General features: G+C 61.5%; 18 protein-coding genes. 8 read left to right on the forward strand and 10 right to left on the reverse strand.

Annotated features, from left to right (window positions below; genetic code table 11):
* Window positions 1-120 precede the first annotated feature (120 nt).
* Window positions 121-282, forward strand: a complete 162-nt coding sequence (locus tag BLR69_RS11810; RefSeq protein WP_071490178.1) for a DUF2986 domain-containing protein — start codon at window positions 121-123, stop codon at window positions 280-282.
* Window position 283: 1 nt separating this feature from the next.
* Here BLR69_RS11810 and BLR69_RS11815 read toward each other — a convergent pair whose 3' ends face one another.
* Entirely contained in the window at window positions 284-1,495 is a 1,212-nt protein-coding gene (locus BLR69_RS11815; protein WP_071492818.1) for a YeeE/YedE family protein, read from the reverse strand.
* A 123-nt stretch (window positions 1,496-1,618) separates the two neighbouring features.
* On the opposite strand from BLR69_RS11815, the gene BLR69_RS11820 reads away from it, so the two are divergent.
* Window positions 1,619-1,798, forward strand: a complete 180-nt coding sequence (locus tag BLR69_RS11820) for a DUF1289 domain-containing protein (protein ID WP_058425670.1) — start codon at window positions 1,619-1,621, stop codon at window positions 1,796-1,798.
* A gap of 270 nt (window positions 1,799-2,068) precedes the next feature.
* Here the strand turns inward: BLR69_RS11820 and BLR69_RS11825 are convergent, their stop codons facing one another.
* Window positions 2,069-2,863, reverse strand: coding sequence for a DNA/RNA non-specific endonuclease (locus BLR69_RS11825; protein ID WP_071492817.1), 795 nt, complete (start codon window positions 2,861-2,863; stop codon window positions 2,069-2,071).
* Between the two features lie 94 nt (window positions 2,864-2,957).
* The gene (locus tag BLR69_RS11830) at window positions 2,958-4,175 is read right to left on the reverse strand and encodes an MFS transporter (protein ID WP_071492816.1); all 1,218 of its coding nucleotides are present in this window, start codon (window positions 4,173-4,175) and stop codon (window positions 2,958-2,960) included.
* Window positions 4,176-4,297: 122 nt separating this feature from the next.
* Here BLR69_RS11830 and BLR69_RS11835 point away from each other — a divergent pair, with 122 nt between their 5' ends.
* Window positions 4,298-5,002, forward strand: a complete 705-nt coding sequence (locus BLR69_RS11835; protein WP_071492815.1) for a TetR/AcrR family transcriptional regulator — start codon at window positions 4,298-4,300, stop codon at window positions 5,000-5,002.
* Here the strand turns inward: BLR69_RS11835 and BLR69_RS11840 are convergent.
* Window positions 4,905-5,828, reverse strand: a complete 924-nt coding sequence (locus BLR69_RS11840) for a LysR family transcriptional regulator (RefSeq protein WP_071492814.1) — start codon at window positions 5,826-5,828, stop codon at window positions 4,905-4,907. The genes BLR69_RS11835 and BLR69_RS11840 overlap by 98 nt on opposite strands.
* 9 nt (window positions 5,829-5,837) lie before the next feature.
* Window positions 5,838-6,734, reverse strand: coding sequence for a LysR family transcriptional regulator (locus BLR69_RS11845; RefSeq protein ID WP_071492813.1), 897 nt, complete (start codon window positions 6,732-6,734; stop codon window positions 5,838-5,840).
* Between the two features lie 122 nt (window positions 6,735-6,856).
* On the opposite strand from BLR69_RS11845, the gene BLR69_RS11850 reads away from it, so the two are divergent.
* From BLR69_RS11850 to BLR69_RS11865, 4 genes are all read left to right on the forward strand, one after another.
* The gene (locus BLR69_RS11850; protein WP_071492812.1) at window positions 6,857-7,522 is read left to right on the forward strand and encodes an RraA family protein; all 666 of its coding nucleotides are present in this window, start codon (window positions 6,857-6,859) and stop codon (window positions 7,520-7,522) included.
* The gene (locus BLR69_RS11855) at window positions 7,519-8,724 is read left to right on the forward strand and encodes a pyridoxal phosphate-dependent aminotransferase (RefSeq protein ID WP_071492811.1); all 1,206 of its coding nucleotides are present in this window, start codon (window positions 7,519-7,521) and stop codon (window positions 8,722-8,724) included. Before BLR69_RS11850 ends, BLR69_RS11855 begins: the two co-directional genes overlap by 4 nt.
* A 95-nt stretch (window positions 8,725-8,819) precedes the next feature.
* A complete protein-coding gene (locus tag BLR69_RS11860) occupies window positions 8,820-10,085 on the forward strand; it encodes a cation:dicarboxylate symporter family transporter (RefSeq protein ID WP_071492810.1) in 1,266 nt (421 codons plus the stop codon).
* Window positions 10,086-10,244: 159 nt separating this feature from the next.
* Entirely contained in the window at window positions 10,245-11,078 is an 834-nt protein-coding gene (locus BLR69_RS11865; RefSeq protein ID WP_255336705.1) for a DUF3800 domain-containing protein, read from the forward strand.
* A 50-nt stretch (window positions 11,079-11,128) separates the two neighbouring features.
* Here BLR69_RS11865 and BLR69_RS11870 read toward each other — a convergent pair whose 3' ends face one another.
* The 3 genes from BLR69_RS11870 to BLR69_RS11880 form a co-directional block, all read right to left on the reverse strand.
* Window positions 11,129-11,587 carry an Hsp20 family protein gene (locus tag BLR69_RS11870; RefSeq protein WP_058425679.1) on the reverse strand — a complete coding sequence of 153 codons (459 nt, stop codon included), beginning with the start codon at window positions 11,585-11,587 and terminating at the stop codon, window positions 11,129-11,131.
* 114 nt (window positions 11,588-11,701) lie between these two features.
* Window positions 11,702-13,153 carry a cysteate racemase gene (gene cuyB, locus BLR69_RS11875; protein ID WP_071492809.1) on the reverse strand — a complete coding sequence of 484 codons (1,452 nt, stop codon included), beginning with the start codon at window positions 13,151-13,153 and terminating at the stop codon, window positions 11,702-11,704.
* Window positions 13,150-14,412, reverse strand: coding sequence for a dicarboxylate/amino acid:cation symporter (locus tag BLR69_RS11880; RefSeq protein WP_071492808.1), 1,263 nt, complete (start codon window positions 14,410-14,412; stop codon window positions 13,150-13,152). Before BLR69_RS11880 ends, cuyB begins: the two co-directional genes overlap by 4 nt.
* A gap of 173 nt (window positions 14,413-14,585) precedes the next feature.
* On the opposite strand from BLR69_RS11880, the gene BLR69_RS11885 reads away from it, so the two are divergent.
* Window positions 14,586-15,488 carry a LysR substrate-binding domain-containing protein gene (locus BLR69_RS11885; protein ID WP_071492807.1) on the forward strand — a complete coding sequence of 301 codons (903 nt, stop codon included), beginning with the start codon at window positions 14,586-14,588 and terminating at the stop codon, window positions 15,486-15,488.
* Between the two features lie 2 nt (window positions 15,489-15,490).
* Here the strand turns inward: BLR69_RS11885 and BLR69_RS11890 are convergent, their stop codons facing one another.
* Together BLR69_RS11890 and BLR69_RS11895 are read right to left on the reverse strand one after the other, a co-directional pair.
* Window positions 15,491-16,396, reverse strand: coding sequence for a LysR family transcriptional regulator (locus tag BLR69_RS11890; RefSeq protein ID WP_071492806.1), 906 nt, complete (start codon window positions 16,394-16,396; stop codon window positions 15,491-15,493).
* Window positions 16,397-16,468: 72 nt separating this feature from the next.
* Window positions 16,469-17,695 (reverse strand): OprD family outer membrane porin, encoded by a 1,227-nt coding sequence (locus BLR69_RS11895; protein ID WP_071492805.1) that lies wholly within the window; start codon window positions 17,693-17,695, stop codon window positions 16,469-16,471.
* Window positions 17,696-17,934: the final 239 nt, after the last annotated feature.

The raw sequence follows: 17,934 nt of genomic DNA on the forward strand, positions 1-17,934 counted from the left end.
GATTATTGGTGAAAGCCACCGCGATTCAATGCACAGATCGGCGCGAAAAAGCGACCCAGGGCACGGCTGCGGATTTTAAGCTGGTATCATCCCGGGCCTGTATAACCCGGGTAGAACCACATGAACCGCCAGAAAAAACTCCAGCAGCTCTTCAAGGAAAAAGCCAGGAAGGCCAACGCCAAATTGGCGCCGAAGAAGAAGGACAAGTACATCAGCAAGGCAGACCGGGAAAAGCTCGCGGCCGAAGCCGCCCAGGACCCAAGCCTTTCCCCGGAAAGCTGACTCAGCAACCGCTCAACACGACCTGCCGCCGCTCGCCCGCAAAGAAAAACGGCCGCAGCCGCACGCCCACGCTGTTGCCGATAAACGCCGCCACCAGCCACACCCAGCCATGCAAGCTGCCCGAGGCGATGCCGCTGAAGTACGCGCCGATGTTGCAGCCGTACGCCAGGCGCGAGCCGTAGCCAAGCAGCAGGCCGCCGATCACCGCCGCCGCCAGCGAGCGCGCCGGAATCTTCAGGCTGGGGGCGAAACGCCCGGCCAGGCCGGCGGCCAGCAGCGCACCGAGGATGATGCCGATGTCCATCACGCTGGTGATGTCCTCCCACACCGGCGCTGCCAGGGCCTTGGCGTTGCCCGGCATCTGCCAGAACGCCCAACTGGCCACGTCCACACCCAGGCCGCTGGCGACTTTGGCGCCCCACAGCGCGAATGCAGAGGTGATGCCCCAGGGCCGTCCCGCCAACGCCAGGGTGGCGTAGTTGAGCAGGGCCAGGCCGATGGCGCCCCACACCAATGGCCATGGCCCACGCAGGAAGCGGCGCAGGCCTTGGTGTTCGCTTTTCACGCCCTCTTCCAGCTGACCATGACGGCCCTTCTCCAGGCGTACGGTCACCAGCGCAATGATCGCGAACGCCGCCAGGCTCAAGCCCAATGCCGGCACCACGCCAAAGCTCTTGACGATGGACACCGCCGGGAACGCCGGCAGCCCGAACCACCAGTCAACATGGTGCGTGGCGATCAACGAACCACAGATAAAGAACAGCAAGGTGACCAGCATGCGCGCATTACCGCCGCCCACGGTGAACAGCGTGCCCGATGCACAACCGCCGCCCAGCTGCATGCCGATACCGAAGATAAACGCCCCGAACACCACCGACACCCCGGCCGGCGCCACCAGCCCGGTCACCGGCTGCCCGAACAGCGTGCCTGCCCCCAACGCAGGGAAGAACAGCAGCACCGCCAGCGCCAGCATCACCATCTGCGCGCGCAAGCCGGCGCCACGACGATCATTGATGAACACGCGCCAGGCCGAAGTGAAACCGAAGGCGGCGTGGTAGAGGGTCAAGCCCAGTGCGGCGCCGACCACCAGCAACAGCACCTGGCGCGAACCGACGCTGTTTTGCAGGAACAGGGCGCCCAGCACCAGGATGATAAAGGCCACCAGCGGCGCGACGGGCTTGCGCGCGGGGGTGAGAGGCAGAGAGGTACTCATGGGGAATCTCGATCTGTTTGAATGGAGTAGGCTGCGAGGGTGGCGAGTATAACCTTGTGTGTAGATAATCCTGGGAGGCGTGTGGCCTGACGGCGCCCCTTTCCTCCATCAGCCGGTGAACCCGTGGCCAAAGACATCGAGAACCCCTGCGTTTCCCTCTGCCAGCTCAGCGGCGACCTCTGCGTCAGTTGCGGACGCACCAAGGATGACATCCGCAAATGGAAACGCATGAAACGCCCGGAGAAGATGGCGGCCGTACAGCGTGCGACACAGCGCCTCAAGGCGTTGAAAAAAGCCAGGTAAGGCCGTTCATGCATCTGTGGTGAGCGAGCCTCTGTGGTGAGAGCGCTTGTTGTGATGAGCGGGCTTGTTGTGGTGAGCGGGCTTCTGTGGTGAGCGGGCTTGCCCCGCGTTGGAGTGCGCAGCGCTCCCGCTTTTTTTGGGGCCGCTGCGCAGCCCAACGCGGGGCAAGCCCGCTCACCACAACAAGCCCGCTCACCACAGAAGCCTGCTCACCACAAGAGTCCGCACCACAACAAACCCGTTCACCACAATGGCCCGCCAGATCGCGGATCAACCCCGCCCCACCGACCCCGACACCGGAAGATCCCCCAGCAACTTGAGCCCAGTGCTCTTCACAAACGTCGCGTAGTCCATCGGTTTCTGGATACGCGTCTCGGCATTGGGCAGCACATAGGCCCAGGCACGTTTGCTGGAGGCGTCGTACACCAGTTTGAACAGCCGCGTCGGCACCCAGACCCTGTTGTCGCCGATGGTGCCGTAGCCCGGGTCGAACAGCGGGCCGGTGAACACATACACATCGCCGCCGGCGCGCACGGCAAACTTACGCACGTCGGCCTCGACCTTGCTCCATATCTTGCGGTTATTGGTGGGGTCCTGGGGCACCATGTTCGACAGCGCGAACGACTGCGCCATGGCATTGGCATTCGGTGCATCGGCGGCCGGGGATTGATGACCACGGTCCACCGCCGGGTGCTGGGCGCGGTAGTCGCTCAACTCAGCGCGACCGGCCTTGGGGATACGCGGGTCGGCATAGAACTGGTTGGTGCGTTCCTCGCCCTTGGCGTCTTTCAGCAAGGCGGCATTCAGGCGTTCGACCACCACCAGCGGCGTCTTGCTGGTTTGCGAGTAGAGCACCGCAAAATGGTCGGAACACAACGCCAGAGGCTTCATCGCAGCTGGCACCGTGGCGGTGTTGATCGGTGCGGCGGGGAACAGGTCGGCACAGCTGTCGAAGGACAGTTGTTTTTCCTGTTTGGAGTAGAGGTCCGGCAGGCTGCGGGCGTTGGCCCCGCAAGACAGCAAAACAAAGGCGGTCAGCCCAACGGCAATTTTGCGTAGGTACATGCATTAAATCTTCGAAAAGGAGTGAAGCGGCTGGCTCCGGCGTACGGAGCCAAGTGGATGATATTGCGAGGATTATTGACTAGCAGATGTGAGATTAGTGCCCGACCGCTGTAGGTTTTCCCGCAGCCCGCGCGCCTGGTTTGAATCCATGGGCACGGGCGCCCCAGGCAATCGCCAACGACACACCGATCAACAGCAGCATCGCCCACGGAAACGAGGCCACGCCCCAGGTCTCCAGCAGCACGCCACCGACCACGCCGCTGCCGGCAATCGCGCTGTTCCAGGCCACCACATTCAGTGACAGCGCCACGTCGGCGCCATCGCCCGCCGCATCGGCCAGGGCGGTTTGCAGCAGGGTCGCGGCGCCGCCAAAACTCAGGCCCCACACCGCTACACCGATATAGACCACTTCCGGCCGGTTGCCGAAAAGACCCAGCCCCAGCGCGACGATCGCGAACACCGCCAGGCTGACGAGTACGGTCTTGCGCAATAACGGCTCAACGAGCCTGGCCGTGAGCCAGATCCCCGCCAACGCGGCCACCCCGAACACCAACAACACCAGGTCAACCCGCTCTGCCAACCCCGCAGGCGCCACGAACGGTGCGATGTAGGTGTACAGAATGTTGTGCGCCAGCATCCAACTGATCACCACCGCCAGCACCGGCCGTACGCCCGGCGTGGTCAGCACCTGGCCCAGTGACACACGTTGATGGGCGGGCTGGGGCGGGTAGTCCGGGACTTTCACCAGCACCCACGCAATCAATCCAAGACTCACTGCCGACATCAGGCCAAACGTGGTGCGCCATCCCACCAACCCACCCAGCCAGGTGCCAAGCGGCACCCCCAGCGACAGCGCAATCGGCGTACCCACCATCGCCAACGCCAGCGCCCTGCCCTGCTGGTGCGGCGCGACCATGCGCCGGGCGTAACCGGCCAGCAGGCTCCAGGCCAACCCCGCTGCCACACCGGCAAAGAAACGCGCCACCAGGGTCACGCCATAGTGGGACGACAGCGCGGTGATGGAGTTGAACAGCAGGAAGCCGACGATAGTCAGCAACAACACATTGCGCCGGCGCCAGCCACGGGTCGCGATGGTCATGGGGATTACCGCCAGCACCGAGCCCAAGGCATACGCGGTGACCATCTGCCCGGCCATCGACGGGGATATCGCCAGGCCCTCGCTGATCAACGGCAACAGGCCGGCAGGCAGGGTTTCGGTGACGATGCAGATGAAGCCGGTCATGGCCAGGGCAAGCAACGCACCAATGGGCAGGCGGTCGGATGACGCCGATAAAGTGAGTGAGGGTGTCACGGAGAACTCCTTGAGCGAGACTTAAATACTGATCGATACAAATGTTGCGACCGAGCGCAGTGCATTGTCAACGACTTATGTATCGACTAGTATTTATCTCGCTTCCCCCCCGGAGATCCGCCATGGCACAGATGGGCCGCCCCCGCACTTTCGACCGCGACCACGCCGTAGACCAGGCCCTGCACCTGTTCTGGCAGCATGGCTACGACGCCACCTCCCTGGCCCATCTCAAGGCTGGCCTGGGCGGCGGTATCTCCGCGCCGAGTTTTTATGCCGCGTTCGGTTCCAAAGAAGCCTTGTTCGACGAATGCGTGCAGCGCTACCTGGCGACCTACGCCCAGGTCACCGAGTGCCTGTGGGACGAAAGCCTGCCGCCGCGCCAGGCCGTTGAAACGGCGCTGCGCCGGTCGGCACGCATGCAGTGTGAAGACGGGCACCCCAAGGGCTGCATGGTGGCGCTGGGCGTGATGAGTGCGCCCAGCCCGGAAAATGCCCGGGTGGCGAATGGGTTGACGCAATCACGGCTGCGCACCCGGGCGGGAATTGTGGCCTGTGTGCAGCGCGCGATACGTGCCGGGCAATTGCCAGGCACGATTGACCCGGCCGTGATGGCGACGGTATTTGACAGTTTCCTGCAAGGCATTTCGATCCTGGCGCGCGACAACGTGCCCCACGCCAGCATCGACGCGGCGATCAGCCAACTGCTGCTGACCTGGGATATTGCCGCGTCTACGGCACCGCCCATTCGTCCCGACACTGCATCAGGAAATCCACAAACGCCCGTACCCGATGCGGCAGATAGCGCCCGTGGGGATACAACAAGGTAAACGGCCGTGAACGCCCGCCAAACAGCTGCAGGACTTCCACCAGGCTGCCGTCAGCCAGTTCCTGCTCGACGATAAACCTGTAGGTCTGGAACAACCCCGCCCCATGCTTGGCCAGGGTCACCCCACCCAGCACATCGTCGGAGCAGCTGTACCCCGCCTCCCCCGCATACTCCTGCGCCTTGCCATCCACCTGGAACAGCCAGGCGATGCGCCGGCCATTGCTGGGCAGTTCGTACTGGATGCATTCATGGGTGGGCAGGTCTTCCAGCGTCTGTGGGATGCCGGCGCGTTTCAGATAGGACGGTGCCGCGACCACCACCAATTCGGCGTCTTCCAGCAGGCGCGCGATCAGCGATGAGTCTGGCTGGGCGCGCACACGGACCGCCAGGTCGTAGCCTTCGGCGACGAAGTCGATATTGCGGTTGCTGATGTGGATATCCACCGTCACCTGCGGGTAGAGCGCACGAAACCTGGGCAGTAGCGGCAGCAGACGGTGATGGGCGTAGGTGGTGGGAATGCTGATGCGCAACAGGCCCGATGGCACGGCTTGCGCGCCCATCACTTCCTGCTGGGCTTCCACCAGTTGGGTCAGGGCCTGGCGGCATTGCTCGAAGAAGGTCCGGCCGCTGTCGGTGAGGCGGATGCTGCGCGTGGTGCGCACAAACAGCCGCGCGCCCAGGCGCTCTTCCAGGCGGGAAATGCTGCGGCTCACGGCCGCCGGCGTAACACCGGCAACCTGCGCGGCAGCGGTGAAGCTGTTGGCTTCGGCGGCGAGGCAGAAGAGTTCGATACTGCCCAGCTGCACATCTTCGAAATGGCGCTTCATGGTCGCTCCCTAAAACAACAGCCGCGAGAAATTGCAGCACGCCTGTGCCAGTTGCGCTACCTCTTGATTCAGCCCGTATTGCCGGTCCACCCTGTGCAACGCCACATACTGGATATCTGGCAGCGCCGGCTCGGTGACCAGCGCGCGCAGGGTGCCTTGCTCGATCAGGTGGGACAGGCAGGCCACGGGCAGGTAACTCACGCCGATCCCCGACAACGCCAACCCGGCCTGCACCAACAGGTTGTGGCTGGTGAGGGTGCGCGGCATCTGCACATTATTGGCCGCCAGCCAGCGCTCGTAGATCATCCCGGTCCCCGACTGTGAACCCTGGGTGAGCACGGTGTAGCTGGCCAGGGTCTCCAGGCTGATAGGGTCGGCGTCGGGGATCAGGTCAGGGGCGCACATCCAGGCGTTTTCCACGCATTGCAGCGGCGTACTGTGAAAACGCGGGTCGCTGTAGACGTCAGGCACGATGACCACATCCAATTGGTCGCTTTCCAGCTTGCGGAACAGCTCGCTGCTGAGCTCCACCGACGGTTCGATCTGCACCTTGGGGTACATCTGACGCAGCGCTTCGACCAACGCCGGCAGCCAGGTCAGTGCAGTGAGTTCGGTGACACCCAGACGAAACCGGCGCACCAGTACTTCACGGGCGCTGACCCGTTCCAGCAATTGGTCGCGGCTGTTGAGCAGGTCACGCGCGTAGTCCAGCAGCTCGCCGCCCTTCTCCGTCAGCCGGGCGTTACGTTTGCTGCGGTCGAAAATCTCCACATCGAAGGTGTCTTCCAACTCCTGGATACGCTTGGAGATGGCCGACTGCGACATGTTCAGCTTGTTGGCCGCCGCTTCGAAGCTGCCCAGTTCGGCGATCCAGTACAGCGCGTCGATTTGCTTGAACGTGATCATGGCAGACCAATCATGAGAAAAAGCGATGCTAACACATCATAAAATATCGCTAAAACTCTCCGATCATCACTCCTAAGATCTGGCCATAGCCCGTCGCTATCCAACAATTCTGGAGATTTGCCATGTCCTTGCCCGGTTCACGCATCCTTCCCAACGCCCCCATGGCCTCGGCCGAACTGGTCGAGGCGTTCGCCCAGGTGGTCACCCCGCACATCAGCGACAACCTGGGCCGGCATATCGGCGCGCGCGGCCTGACGCGCTACAACCGCAGCGGCAAACTGGTGGGCACGGCGATCACGGTGAAGACCCGTCCCGGTGACAACCTGCTGATCTACAAAGCCCTGAGCCTGCTGCAACCCGGCCATGTGTTGGTGGTGGACGGCCAGGGCGATACCAACAATGCGGTGATCGGCGAGTTGGTCAAGCTCTACGCCCAGCAACGCGGCTGCGTGGGGTTTGTGATCGACGGCGCGATCCGTGATGTCGCCAGCTTCGACGACACGCCTTGCTACGCCCGCGCCGTGGTGCACACCGGGCCCTACAAGACCGGCCCCGGTGAAGTGAACGTGCCAGTGTCCATCGGCGGCATGCTGGTCAACCCCGGCGACCTGGTGGTGGGGGATGAAGACGGCCTGGTCGCGTTCTCCCAGGCCGACGCCGCCGAAGTGCTGCGCCGCGCCGCGCACCATGCCGACCATGAAGAGGCCGTCAAAGCCGAGATCGCCAGCGGTGCCGTGCGCCAGAGCTGGATCGACAAGGTACTGGACAACGCAGGGCTGGCGTCATGAGGCACTGGTTGTCTGATCGCGTCCTGGGCATCGCGCCCTCCCCCAGCATCGCCGCCAACGCACTGGTGACCGAGTTGCGCGCCCAGGGCCGCGATATCGTCAACTTCACCGTCGGCGAGCCGGACTTCGACACCCCGGCGCATATCCTCGCAGCCGCAAGCCAGGCGATGCACAGCGGCGACACGCACTACACGCCCACCACCGGCACCCTCGCCCTGCGCCAGTCCATCTGCCTCAAGCTGCAACGGGACAACGAACTGGCCTACGGCCTGGATGAAGTGGTGGCCGGTTGCGGCGGCAAGCACATCATCTATCACGCATTGGCCGCCACGCTGAACCGCGGTGATGAAGTCATCGTGCACACGCCGTATTGGGTGTCGTACCCGGACATCGCCCGGCTCAATGATGCGACACCGGTGATCATCCCCGGTGATGAAAGCCTGGGTTTCAAGCTGTCGCCCGACGCCTTGGAACAGGCGATTACCGCGCAGACCAAATGGGTGATCCTCAACAGCCCGAACAACCCCAGTGGCGCGGTCTACAGTGAGACCGAACTGCTGGCGCTGGCCCATGTACTGCGGCGCCATCCTCACGTGCTGATCATGGCCGACGAAATCTACGAGCACTTCGTCTACGGCGATGCCCGGCATGTGCCGTTGACGCGGCTGGCACCCGACCTCAAGCCGCGCACGCTGATCGTCAACGGGGCCTCCAAAGGCTACGCCATGACCGGCTGGCGCCTGGGGTTTGGCGCAGGTCCCGCCTGGCTGATTGCGGCGATCGCCAAGCTGCTGTCGCAAACCACCACGTGCCCCAGCTCGTTGAGCCAGGCGGCTGCCGTCGCCGCGTTTGCCGGAGACCAGGCACCCATCGCCGCCATGCGCGAGGAATACCAGCAACGTCGCACACGCATGTTGGCTTTGCTCGCGGACATCCCCGGTTTGAGCTGCACCCCACCAGACGGCGCGTTCTACGTGTTCGCCAATGTGAGCGGGCTGATGGGCAAAGTCACCCCGCAAGGCGGTCGCCTCGACAGCGACAGCCAACTGGTGGACTACCTGCTGCGTGACTACGGCCTGGCCACAGTCAGCGGCGCAGCGTATGGCATGTCGCCCTATGTGCGCCTGTCCTTCGCAAGCTCGCTAGAAGTGATCGAAGAAGGTTGCCGACGTCTCAAGGACGCGTGCCACGACCTGCGCTGACCCGCCCTGCTGCACCCGGCGGCCAACGGATGGCCGCTGTTTTGACTGCCTAGAACAACAACTTAAAAATCATTGATCGCAAATGAGGCATTCCCATGCACACGCCCCGTATCGCGCTGGTCTGGCAAATCATGATCGGCTTGCTGGCCGGCATCGCCATTGGTGCCCTGTTGCACCGTTTTCCCGAATCCCGGCCGTGGCTGGTGGACAATCTTTTGCAACCGGCGGGCGATATTTTTATCAAGCTGATGAAAATGATCGTGGTGCCCATCGTGTTTGCCTGCATGGTGGTGGGCATTGCCGGGCACGGCGACGGTAAATCCCTGGGCCGTATCGGCGTGCGTTCCCTGGGCTATTTTTTCTGCATCACCACCCTGGCGATCATCGTTGGGCTGGTGCTGGGCAATCTGCTCAAGCCGGGCGCCGGTACGGAGCTGTCTAGCCTGCACGCGGCGAACATCACCCTGCCTACCAGCAACGGCGGCGGGCATAGCCTGGGGCAGATCGTCGTCGGCATCATCCCGGATAATGTGATCAGCGCCATGGCCCAGGGCAGCTTGTTGTCGGTGCTGTTTTTCGCGGTAATGTTCGGCCTGGGCGTGGCGCGCTTGCCCGCCGAACGCAAGGACCCGGTGATCGCACTGCTGCGCGGCGTGTCTGACGCAATGTTCAAGGTCACGTCGATGATCATGGCCTACTCGCCCATCGGCGTGTTCGGCATGATCGCCGTGACCGTGGCCAACTTCGGTTTTGGTTCGCTGTTGCCGTTGGCCAAGCTGATCATGGTCAGTTACGTGTCCATCGCGTTCTTTGTACTGGTGGTGCTCAACCTGGTGGCGCGACTGTGTGGCATCAACCTGTTTGCCCTGATGCGGCATATCAAGGATGAGCTGATATTGGCGTTCTCCACCGCGAGTTCGGCGTCGGTCATGCCGCAACTGATGAAGAAGCTGGAGACCTACGGTGTACCGCCGTCGCTGGTGAGCTTCGTGGTGCCGGTGGGCTACTCGTTCAACCTCGACGGTGCCTCGCTGTTCCTTGGCATCGGCACGCTGTTCGTGGCGCAGTTGTATGGCATCGATTTGAGCCTGGGGGATCAGGCGCTGCTGGTGGTGACCATGGTGCTCACATCCAAGGGCGCCGCGGGCGTGCCGGGGTTCATGTTCGTGATTCTCTCGGCAACGCTCGCCAGTGCCGGGTTGCCATTGGAGGGGATTGCGTTTATTGCCGGGGTGTATCGCTTGATGGAAATGCCGACCACCGCACTGAACGTACTGGGCAATGCGCTGGCGCCGTTGGTGATTGCGAATTGGGAGGGCCGGGAGGTGCCAGGGGCTCACCAAAGAGCACCGACGCGGTAAGTTTCCTGATGATGTGTAGGACTTGCCTGATTCCGCCGGCTCGGCTGGAACCTGCCGCTTTTTTTCGCTAGATTCTTCACCCAACGCATATGGGCAACCATGTGCCCACCTTCCGAGGCCCGTTGCGAGAAATCGCACGGGCTTTCGTGTTTCTCATGGATGGGGAAATCGAATTTGGTGCAGTACATTGCTTATCTGGATGAGTTTGGGCACGTGGGCCAATATGTCTCGCGAAAACACCCGATGTACAAGACCAGCCCTGTATTCGGGTTAGGCGGCATGCTGATTCCCGCCGAAGAGGTGCGCGAGTTCGCAATCTATTTCTACAAACTCAAGTGCCAGTTACTCGCCTGGGACCTGAAACACAAAAACCCTCATCACTTGCCTGCCTATCAATGGGAAAAGAAAGGCTCTGCACTTTTTACTGTGGGTAATGTGCGCAAGTATCGGGAGCTGCGAAGGTCCTCATGTCGTTTGCTGAGTCATATCCAGAAAATTGGAGGACACGTTTTCTACACGGGTGAGCACAAATCTATCGAGCCCGGGGAACACGACTCGACCGAGACCTTCAAGCGGACGCTGTTACAGTCAATCCGCAAGATTGATCGCTTCTGTACGTTGAAGAATGCCTCGTTCATCGTTCTGCTGGATGAGCAGAAAGCAGGCAATGAATGGCGCGAACGAAACGTAGAAGCCTGTACCCTGGCGATGTTTGAAGATCCAGCAGAAAAATGCCGCACACTGATAGAGCCTCCGCTTCAAGGTGAGAGCTATCTGTTTCAAACGTTGCAATGTGCTGACTGGCTGTGCGGATTGATTGGTCGGCTGACGACGTTTGCTGTCGCTCCTGAGGAGTTCGAAGACTGGCAACTTTTCGATATGTATTTTGCGGCACGCATGGCTGACGTGACCCTGCCGAGCAGTGGTCTGGATGATAAAAAAACGGCCAAAGCCAAAGAGCAATTTGCTCAATTAACAGCAAATGACTGTTAATCATTGGGCCAAATAAAGGCGCTCCTGAGAGCGCCTTTATTCACTTCAACTCACTGCTCGCCGATGGATTTCACATCCGCCTTGGCAGCGCCACCAATCGCAATGCGTTTTGGCTTGGCTTCCTCCGGTACCACCCTGAGCAGGTCGATGCTCAGCAGGCCATTGGCAAGCTGCGCGCCCTGCACTTCGATGTGGTCGACCAGGCGGAACGACAAGCGGAACGCGCGCTGGGCGATGCCCTGGTGCAGGTAGGTGATGCCTTCATTGTGTTCGCGCTTGCCGCCGGCGACGGTCAACACGCCTTTTTCCACCTGGATTTCCAGGTCATCCTCCACCAGGCCTGCGGCTGCAATCACGATTCGATAATGATCGTCACCGTGCTTTTCGACGTTGTGCGGTGGGTAGGTGGTGCCGGCCTCGCTGCGAAGCGCCGATTCGAAAAGGTCGTTGAAACGGTCAAAGCCGACAGAGTGACGGAACAGTGGGGCCAACGAAAGAGTAGTAGCCATTGCAAAATCTCCTGAGGTTTCTCCAAGTGATTTGAGACGCGACCCGCCTTCGGCATCGCGTAAAACCTAAGTAGGTTCAGGCTGAAAATTTTCAAGCGTCGACCACAAAAAATTTTATCCGGTGCGATGCTCACCTGAAGAAAGGCTGACACAACGGCGCGCAAGGACCGTCGTAGGATCAACCAGGGCGACGCGGTGGGCACCGATCTCGAACACCTCACAATGCGCCAACACCAACGGCAACTCGGTACACCCGAGAATCAACACCTTCGCCCCCTGCTCACACAAATGCTCCGCCGCCAGCAGCAACTGCTCGCGGCACACGCCCTCGGTAAACCCCGCCTTGATCCCCCGCTCGCCATAGATCGCCTCCATCACCAGCGCCTGGTAATCAAAGCCCGGCGTGATGAGTTGCAAGCCGCAGCGTCGCGCGGCCTGGTGGTAGACCTGGCTTTGCAGGGTGCCGGACGTCGCCAGCAAGCCCACTGCCTGGCCGCTGCCGTGGGTGTGCACGATCCACTCCACCGTCTCGCTGAGCATGTTGACGATGGGCACGCGCAGGTGCGCCTGGATGCGTTCGACAAACGCATGGGCGGTGTTGCACGGAATCGCGATGGCCTGGGCGCCGGCGCTTTCCAGGCGTTTGCAGGTGGCATACAGGGCCAGGGTCGGGTCGGTTTCATCACGCAGCAGGTTGGCGGTGCGGTCGGGGATCTGCGGGTTTTGCTCCACCACCATCTTGATATGGTCCTGATCCTTGCCGGCCGGAGTATGGGCGACCACCTTGCCCATGAAGTCCACGGTGGCCGCCGGGCCAACGCCGCCGACGATGCCCAGTTTGAACGGCGGCTGACGCGCCGGGCCATCGGCCTGGGTGGCGAACTCGGCGTAGATCTGGTTGATGTCGAGGGCGCTGATGCCGCGCCGTTGCAGGTCGCCGCAGACCAGCGACAGCTCGGTCATGCCCGGCACAATTACCATAGCGCCCTGCCCTTGCAGCGACAGGCACGCCTGGTACACCGACTCCAGCGGTACGCCATCAAGGTGGCCATCCTTGATGCCGTTGACGCCGTACATCGCCTCCATCAAGGCGGCCTGGGCGTGGTCCTCCGGGTACACCAGGTTGAAGTGCTGGCCGAGGTGCCGTTCAAACAAGCCGCCGTGGCGCACGAAGTCCGATGCGATCACGCCCAGGGTGGTGCCCGGCGCGACTCGACGGGTGATGTGCCGGACCAGCGCCTGCATCATGTCCAGCACCGGAATGCCCAGTTCCTGCTGGATTTCCCCAAGAAAGCTCTGGCTGGCGAAACACGGCAGCAGCACCGCATCCACTCCGGTGTTTTCAAAGGTCTTGCACACCTGGAACACATAAAACTTGCGCGCGGTCATGCTCGCGTTACGGTCCAGGGGCAGCAGCACATCCTTGAACGGGTGCTGCTCGAACAGGAAGTGATAGCGCCCCTGGTCCTCCCGTACGGCACGGGACTTGACCAGCTTGTAGAACAGATCGCCGCCCGCCAGCGAACCGAGCCCACCCACGATGCCCAGCCGAGAGGTGGTTTTCATGCGTGCGCACCCTGCGGCAGTTCAGCGGGGTCTTCCGCGCTTTCGGATTTGGCTACCACCGCCGTGGCGATGCTGTTGCCCACCACGTTGGTGGCGGTGCGCGCCATGTCGAGGAACTGGTCGATACCGATGATCAGCAACAGACCCGCCTCGGGCAGGTTGAACATCGGCAAGGTCGCCGCCACCACCACGACCGACGCCCGCGCCACGCCGGCCATGCCTTTGCTGGTGATCATCAGCGTCAACAAAATCAGCAGTTGCTGGGTGAAACTGAGGTCGATGTTGTAGGCCTGGGCGATGAACATGATCGCGAACGCCTGGTACATCATCGAACCGTCGAGGTTGAAGGAATAGCCCAGCGGCAGCACAAAACTGGAGACCCGCTTGGGCGCGCCGAACTTCTCCAGCGCCTCCATGGTTTTGGGGTAGGCCGACTCGCTGCTGGCCGTGGAAAACGCCAGCAGGATCGGCTCGCGGATCAGCTTGCCGAGGGTGAACACCGAGCGGCCGAGAAACAGATAGCCGGCGGCGAACAACAACACCCAGAGCAAGGCGATCCCCAGGTAGAACTCGGCAATCAGCTTGGCGTAATCGGCCAGCAGGCCCAGGCCGTTGGTGGTGATCGCCGAGGCAATCGCGGCGAACACACCGAGCGGCGCGAAGGCCATCACGTAGTCGGTGATCTTGAACATCACCTTGGCCAGCTCGTCCACGGTGTCGGTGATGCGCGCATAACCGGCACGCTTGACCCCGGCGAGGGCGAAGCCGAAGAACAGCGAAAACACCACGATCTGCAGGATCTCGTTGTTGGCCATCGCCTCGGCAATGCTGCGTGGGAATACGTGGCTGATGAAGGCCTTGAGGCTGAAGTCGCCGGTGTTGACCGGCACCGCTGCCGTCGCATGTTGCACCACCTGCATGTTCAGCCCGGCGCCCGGTTGGAACAGGTTGACCAGGGCCATGCCAAGCATCAGCGAGACCAGCGACGCCGTGACGAACCACAGCATCGCACGCAAGCCGATGCGCCCTACCGAGCGCGAACCGTCCATGCTCGCGATACCGCCCACCAGGGTGGCAAACACCAGCGGCGCAATGATCATCTTGATCATGCGCAGGAAAATATCGGTGACCAGCGAAAAATATCCGGCCAGTGCCTTGGCGGCCTGCTCGCTCCCTGCATAGTGGTGACACGCCCAACCCACCAGCACGCCCAAGGCGATGCCGACTGCAATTCGACGGGGGAGTTTGTTCTTCTTCACAGGTGCGGCCCTCAGATGGCTTTTGTTGTATGGAGCGGATTCTAGGGACGCACCCCGGCGGCCATGATGAGTAATCCGGCTAACCCCATGCGCTTTTGGAATAGTTTGCAAAAAGCCCAGCCCCGGCTACGCGCGGCGACATACACTCAGGGCTCATCGCCTGGAGAACCGGCATGCAGATCAAATGGTTGGACGACCTCTTGGCCATCGCCGAGTGGAAGAACTTCTCCCGCGCCGCCGAAGTGCGCTGCGTGACGCAATCGGCGTTGTCGCGGCGTATTCGCTCACTGGAGGAATGGGTGGGCGTCGAACTGGTGGACCGTGGCACCTACCCGGTGCAGTTGACCGCCGCAGGCGCCGCCTTCTGCAGCGAAAGCCGCGACGCCCTCGCCGGCCTGATGCGCCTGCGCGCCCGCCTGCGCGAAGTGGAACGCATGCCGGGGCGCTCGATCCAGGTGACCGCCGCGCACAGCCTGTCGATGACCTTCCTGCCCAAGTGGCTGACGCAGTTCCAGCGCCAGACCGAGCAGTTCAATGCACGGGTGGTGGCGGCGAATATTCATGACGCAGTGATTGCGCTGGAAGAAGGCAGTTGCGACCTGATGATCGTCTACCACCATCCCCTGGCGCCGATCCTGCTGGACGCGCAACGCTTCGGCAGCCTGGCCCTGGGGCATGATGCGTTTATCCCGTTGTGCGCGCCGGACAAACGCGGCCGACCGCTGTATCGCCTGCCGGGGAGCACGGGGAAGCCTGTGCCGCATCTGGCTTACACCGCCACCACGTTCCTGGGCCGCGTCGCAGAAATCGTGATCAAGAACGGCCCTGCGCCCGCCGTGCTGGAGCGCTGCTACGAAGCCGACATGGCCATGCTGCTGATGCGCATGGCTATCGAAGGTTACGGTGTGGCGTGGTTGCCGCAGAGCGCGGTGGTGGATGAGTTGGAGCGTGGGCTGCTGGTGCGTGCGGGTGGCGAGGAATGGAGTACGCGGTTGGAGATTCGCTCGTATTGCGCGATTGAAAACCAGAACCCGACGATGAGGAAGTTGTGGCGCACGCTCGAAGGGTTGCGCTGACGTTAATGCACCTGCGGCATCGCCATTCGCAAACGCTGGGCCAGTAAATCGGAGAACGCTTGCGCCAGGGCCGTACGGGGAACATCACTGCGAAAAACCAGGCCGAATGAGTACGGCAAAACCGGTAGAAAAGGCCGCGTCACGATCGGCAAGTCCAAGAAATCATTGGCCAGCAATTCATTGATAATCGACACGCCGATGCCCTCCGCGACGAAAGCGCAGGCGGCACCTGCCGAATGCACTTCCATACGCACGTTGGGAAGAATGGACGCCTGCCGAAACACCTGGTCAAGCTCCGTGCGCAGGTTGCGCTGGCGGCCCAGCAGCACCAGCGGCACACCGCGCAAATCACTCACCTGGATGACGCGCTTTGCGCACAGCGCGTGCGCTTGGGGGAGCACGCACACGCCTTGCACCTGCAACACCGGCACCACATCGAAGCCCGGCAATTCGGTGGGCAGACGCACAAAGGCAAAATCGACGCTGCGGTCCAGCACTGCGCGCTCAAGCGCATCGTAGGAGCCAGTGACCAGTTCGATCACAAGGTCGTCGCGGCCCTGCATGAATTCGGCCACCACACGGGGCAACCATTGGTGGGTCATGCTGGTGGGCACCGCCACGCGCAGCAGCGCCCGGCCTGCGTGACCCAGGCGCAGGTCGTCGGCCATGCGCTGGACGCGTTGCATGTTGTCGACCAGCCCCGACACCTCCGGCAAAAACGCCTCGGCCTCGGAGGTCGGCGTCAGCCTGCCCTTCCTGCGCAGGAACAAGGCAAAGCCCAGTGACTCTTCGAGCTGGCTGAGCAAACGGCTGATGGCCGACTGGGACAAGCCCATGCGCGTGGCGGCATCGATGGTCGAACCGGTCGACATGATGGCCTGGAACGCTTCCAGTTGTTTGAGATTCACGCTCGGGCTCCAAGCAGACACGACTGGGTGCAGTTTCCGCTGGCAACACCGGCGGCGTCCAGCCTTACAGCCCTACCAGAGCTTGATGTCGTAGGTCAGGTACAGGCGGTTGTAGTCCCAACTGGTGAGCACATTGGAGCGGTACGCCGTGTTGCGAAATTCTGCCCCCAAACCTTTGAGCGTGCCGTCCTGGATCACGTACTTGAGGCTGGTATCCAGCTCGTGCTCATCGGCCGGTTTGCCGGAATACTTGGCGTCGAACCCTTTGTAGTAGCGGACCATGAAACTCAAGCCCGGGATCGCCAGGGCGGAAAAGTCATAGTCGTAGCGCAGCATCCAGGTTTTCTCATCCTCCAGGATGAATTTGCTCACGCCCGGACTGGTAAAGGACGTGGTGGCCGCACCATTCAAATACGGCAATGCGGCGTCACCGGACAACTGCTGATAGCCACCGCCGAACGTATGCCCGCCAAGTCGATAACTCAAGGAGCCGCTGAACATGTCGGCGTCCGCAGCACCGTTATAGGCCGCTCCCGTTTCAAGACTGTTGTAATAACGCACGTCCGTCGTCAAGTGACCTGGCCCGACAGCTACTTTATGCGCAACCCCGAAAAAGTGCTGGCGATAGAAGTTTTCAAGTTCACCGTAGTAATAAGACAAACTGATGGTTTTATTGAGTGCATACGTACCCCCTGCAAAGTAAAAATCACCGTGCTTCGGGCCTTTGTAACCGCTCGGTAGCAGATCGACGTTATCGCTGGAGTTACGCAACTTTGATTGATCCAGTCGCCCACCTTGCACAAATAGATGTTCGATACCGGTGTATTCAAACTGCGTGCCTTGGAAGGTCTGTGGCAGCAAACGCCCATCGTTGTAACTGACCACCGGGTTCTTGGGCAACAACGTGCCCGTCTTCACCACGACATCGGCGAAACGCAGCTTGCCGGTCACGCCTAGGCTGGAAAAATCACGCGCGGCGCGGCCATCATCATGCACTGGCAACAGGCCTGTACCGGCGTGTGCAGGGCTGGAGTCAAGCCTCAGCCCCAGCAGGCCCAGGGTGTCGAGGCCAAACCCGACGGTCCCGGGGGTGAAACCGGAACGCATCGTCAGCAACAACCCCTGTGCCCATTCGACACGGTCGTTGCCGCCGCTGCGGTTGTCATGATTGAAAGCGTAATTACGCAACGCAAGGTGGCCGGTGGAATCCTCGAGGAAACCTTCGGCGCGCACGCTTGATATACCAGGCACCATTAAGCTGGCGCATAAAAGCCCGCCGGTCGTTATAAACGCACGCATGTTGAAGCCCTCAGCTGTGTTTTATTTTTTGTGGCAGAGAGTAAGAAAAGTTGCTTGACCCAGTATTTCCTGGCCGATGCTCTTGGGTGTTAATGACCGAAATTAGTAAACAACGCTATCGAATTAAAACAGGGGCGACAAGCTTATGACAAACGCGCATCAGGCTATGACAAACAACCCGAAAACACCTTCAAACGCATAGCCCAATACGCGTTCGTCATAACGTTGTGAGGTATTTA

Origin of the sequence: Pseudomonas azotoformans (assembly GCF_900103345.1) — a bacterium.
GTDB classification, from domain to species: domain Bacteria; phylum Pseudomonadota; class Gammaproteobacteria; order Pseudomonadales; family Pseudomonadaceae; genus Aquipseudomonas; species Aquipseudomonas azotoformans.

Coding starts and splice junctions, on each gene's coding strand:
- BLR69_RS11810 (WP_071490178.1), top strand. CDS start 121: ATGAACCGCCAGAAAAAACTCCAGCAGCTCTTCAAGGAAAAAGCCAGG.
- BLR69_RS11815 (WP_071492818.1), bottom strand. CDS start 1,495: ATGAGTACCTCTCTGCCTCTCACCCCCGCGCGCAAGCCCGTCGCGCCG.
- BLR69_RS11825 (WP_071492817.1), bottom strand. CDS start 2,863: ATGTACCTACGCAAAATTGCCGTTGGGCTGACCGCCTTTGTTTTGCTG.
- BLR69_RS11835 (WP_071492815.1), top strand. CDS start 4,298: ATGGCACAGATGGGCCGCCCCCGCACTTTCGACCGCGACCACGCCGTA.
- BLR69_RS11840 (WP_071492814.1), bottom strand. CDS start 5,828: ATGAAGCGCCATTTCGAAGATGTGCAGCTGGGCAGTATCGAACTCTTC.
- BLR69_RS11845 (WP_071492813.1), bottom strand. CDS start 6,734: ATGATCACGTTCAAGCAAATCGACGCGCTGTACTGGATCGCCGAACTG.
- BLR69_RS11850 (WP_071492812.1), top strand. CDS start 6,857: ATGTCCTTGCCCGGTTCACGCATCCTTCCCAACGCCCCCATGGCCTCG.
- BLR69_RS11855 (WP_071492811.1), top strand. CDS start 7,519: ATGAGGCACTGGTTGTCTGATCGCGTCCTGGGCATCGCGCCCTCCCCC.
- BLR69_RS11860 (WP_071492810.1), top strand. CDS start 8,820: ATGCACACGCCCCGTATCGCGCTGGTCTGGCAAATCATGATCGGCTTG.
- BLR69_RS11865 (WP_255336705.1), top strand. CDS start 10,245: ATGGGGAAATCGAATTTGGTGCAGTACATTGCTTATCTGGATGAGTTT.
- BLR69_RS11870 (WP_058425679.1), bottom strand. CDS start 11,587: ATGGCTACTACTCTTTCGTTGGCCCCACTGTTCCGTCACTCTGTCGGC.
- cuyB (WP_071492809.1), bottom strand. CDS start 13,153: ATGAAAACCACCTCTCGGCTGGGCATCGTGGGTGGGCTCGGTTCGCTG.
- BLR69_RS11885 (WP_071492807.1), top strand. CDS start 14,586: ATGCAGATCAAATGGTTGGACGACCTCTTGGCCATCGCCGAGTGGAAG.
- BLR69_RS11895 (WP_071492805.1), bottom strand. CDS start 17,695: ATGCGTGCGTTTATAACGACCGGCGGGCTTTTATGCGCCAGCTTAATG.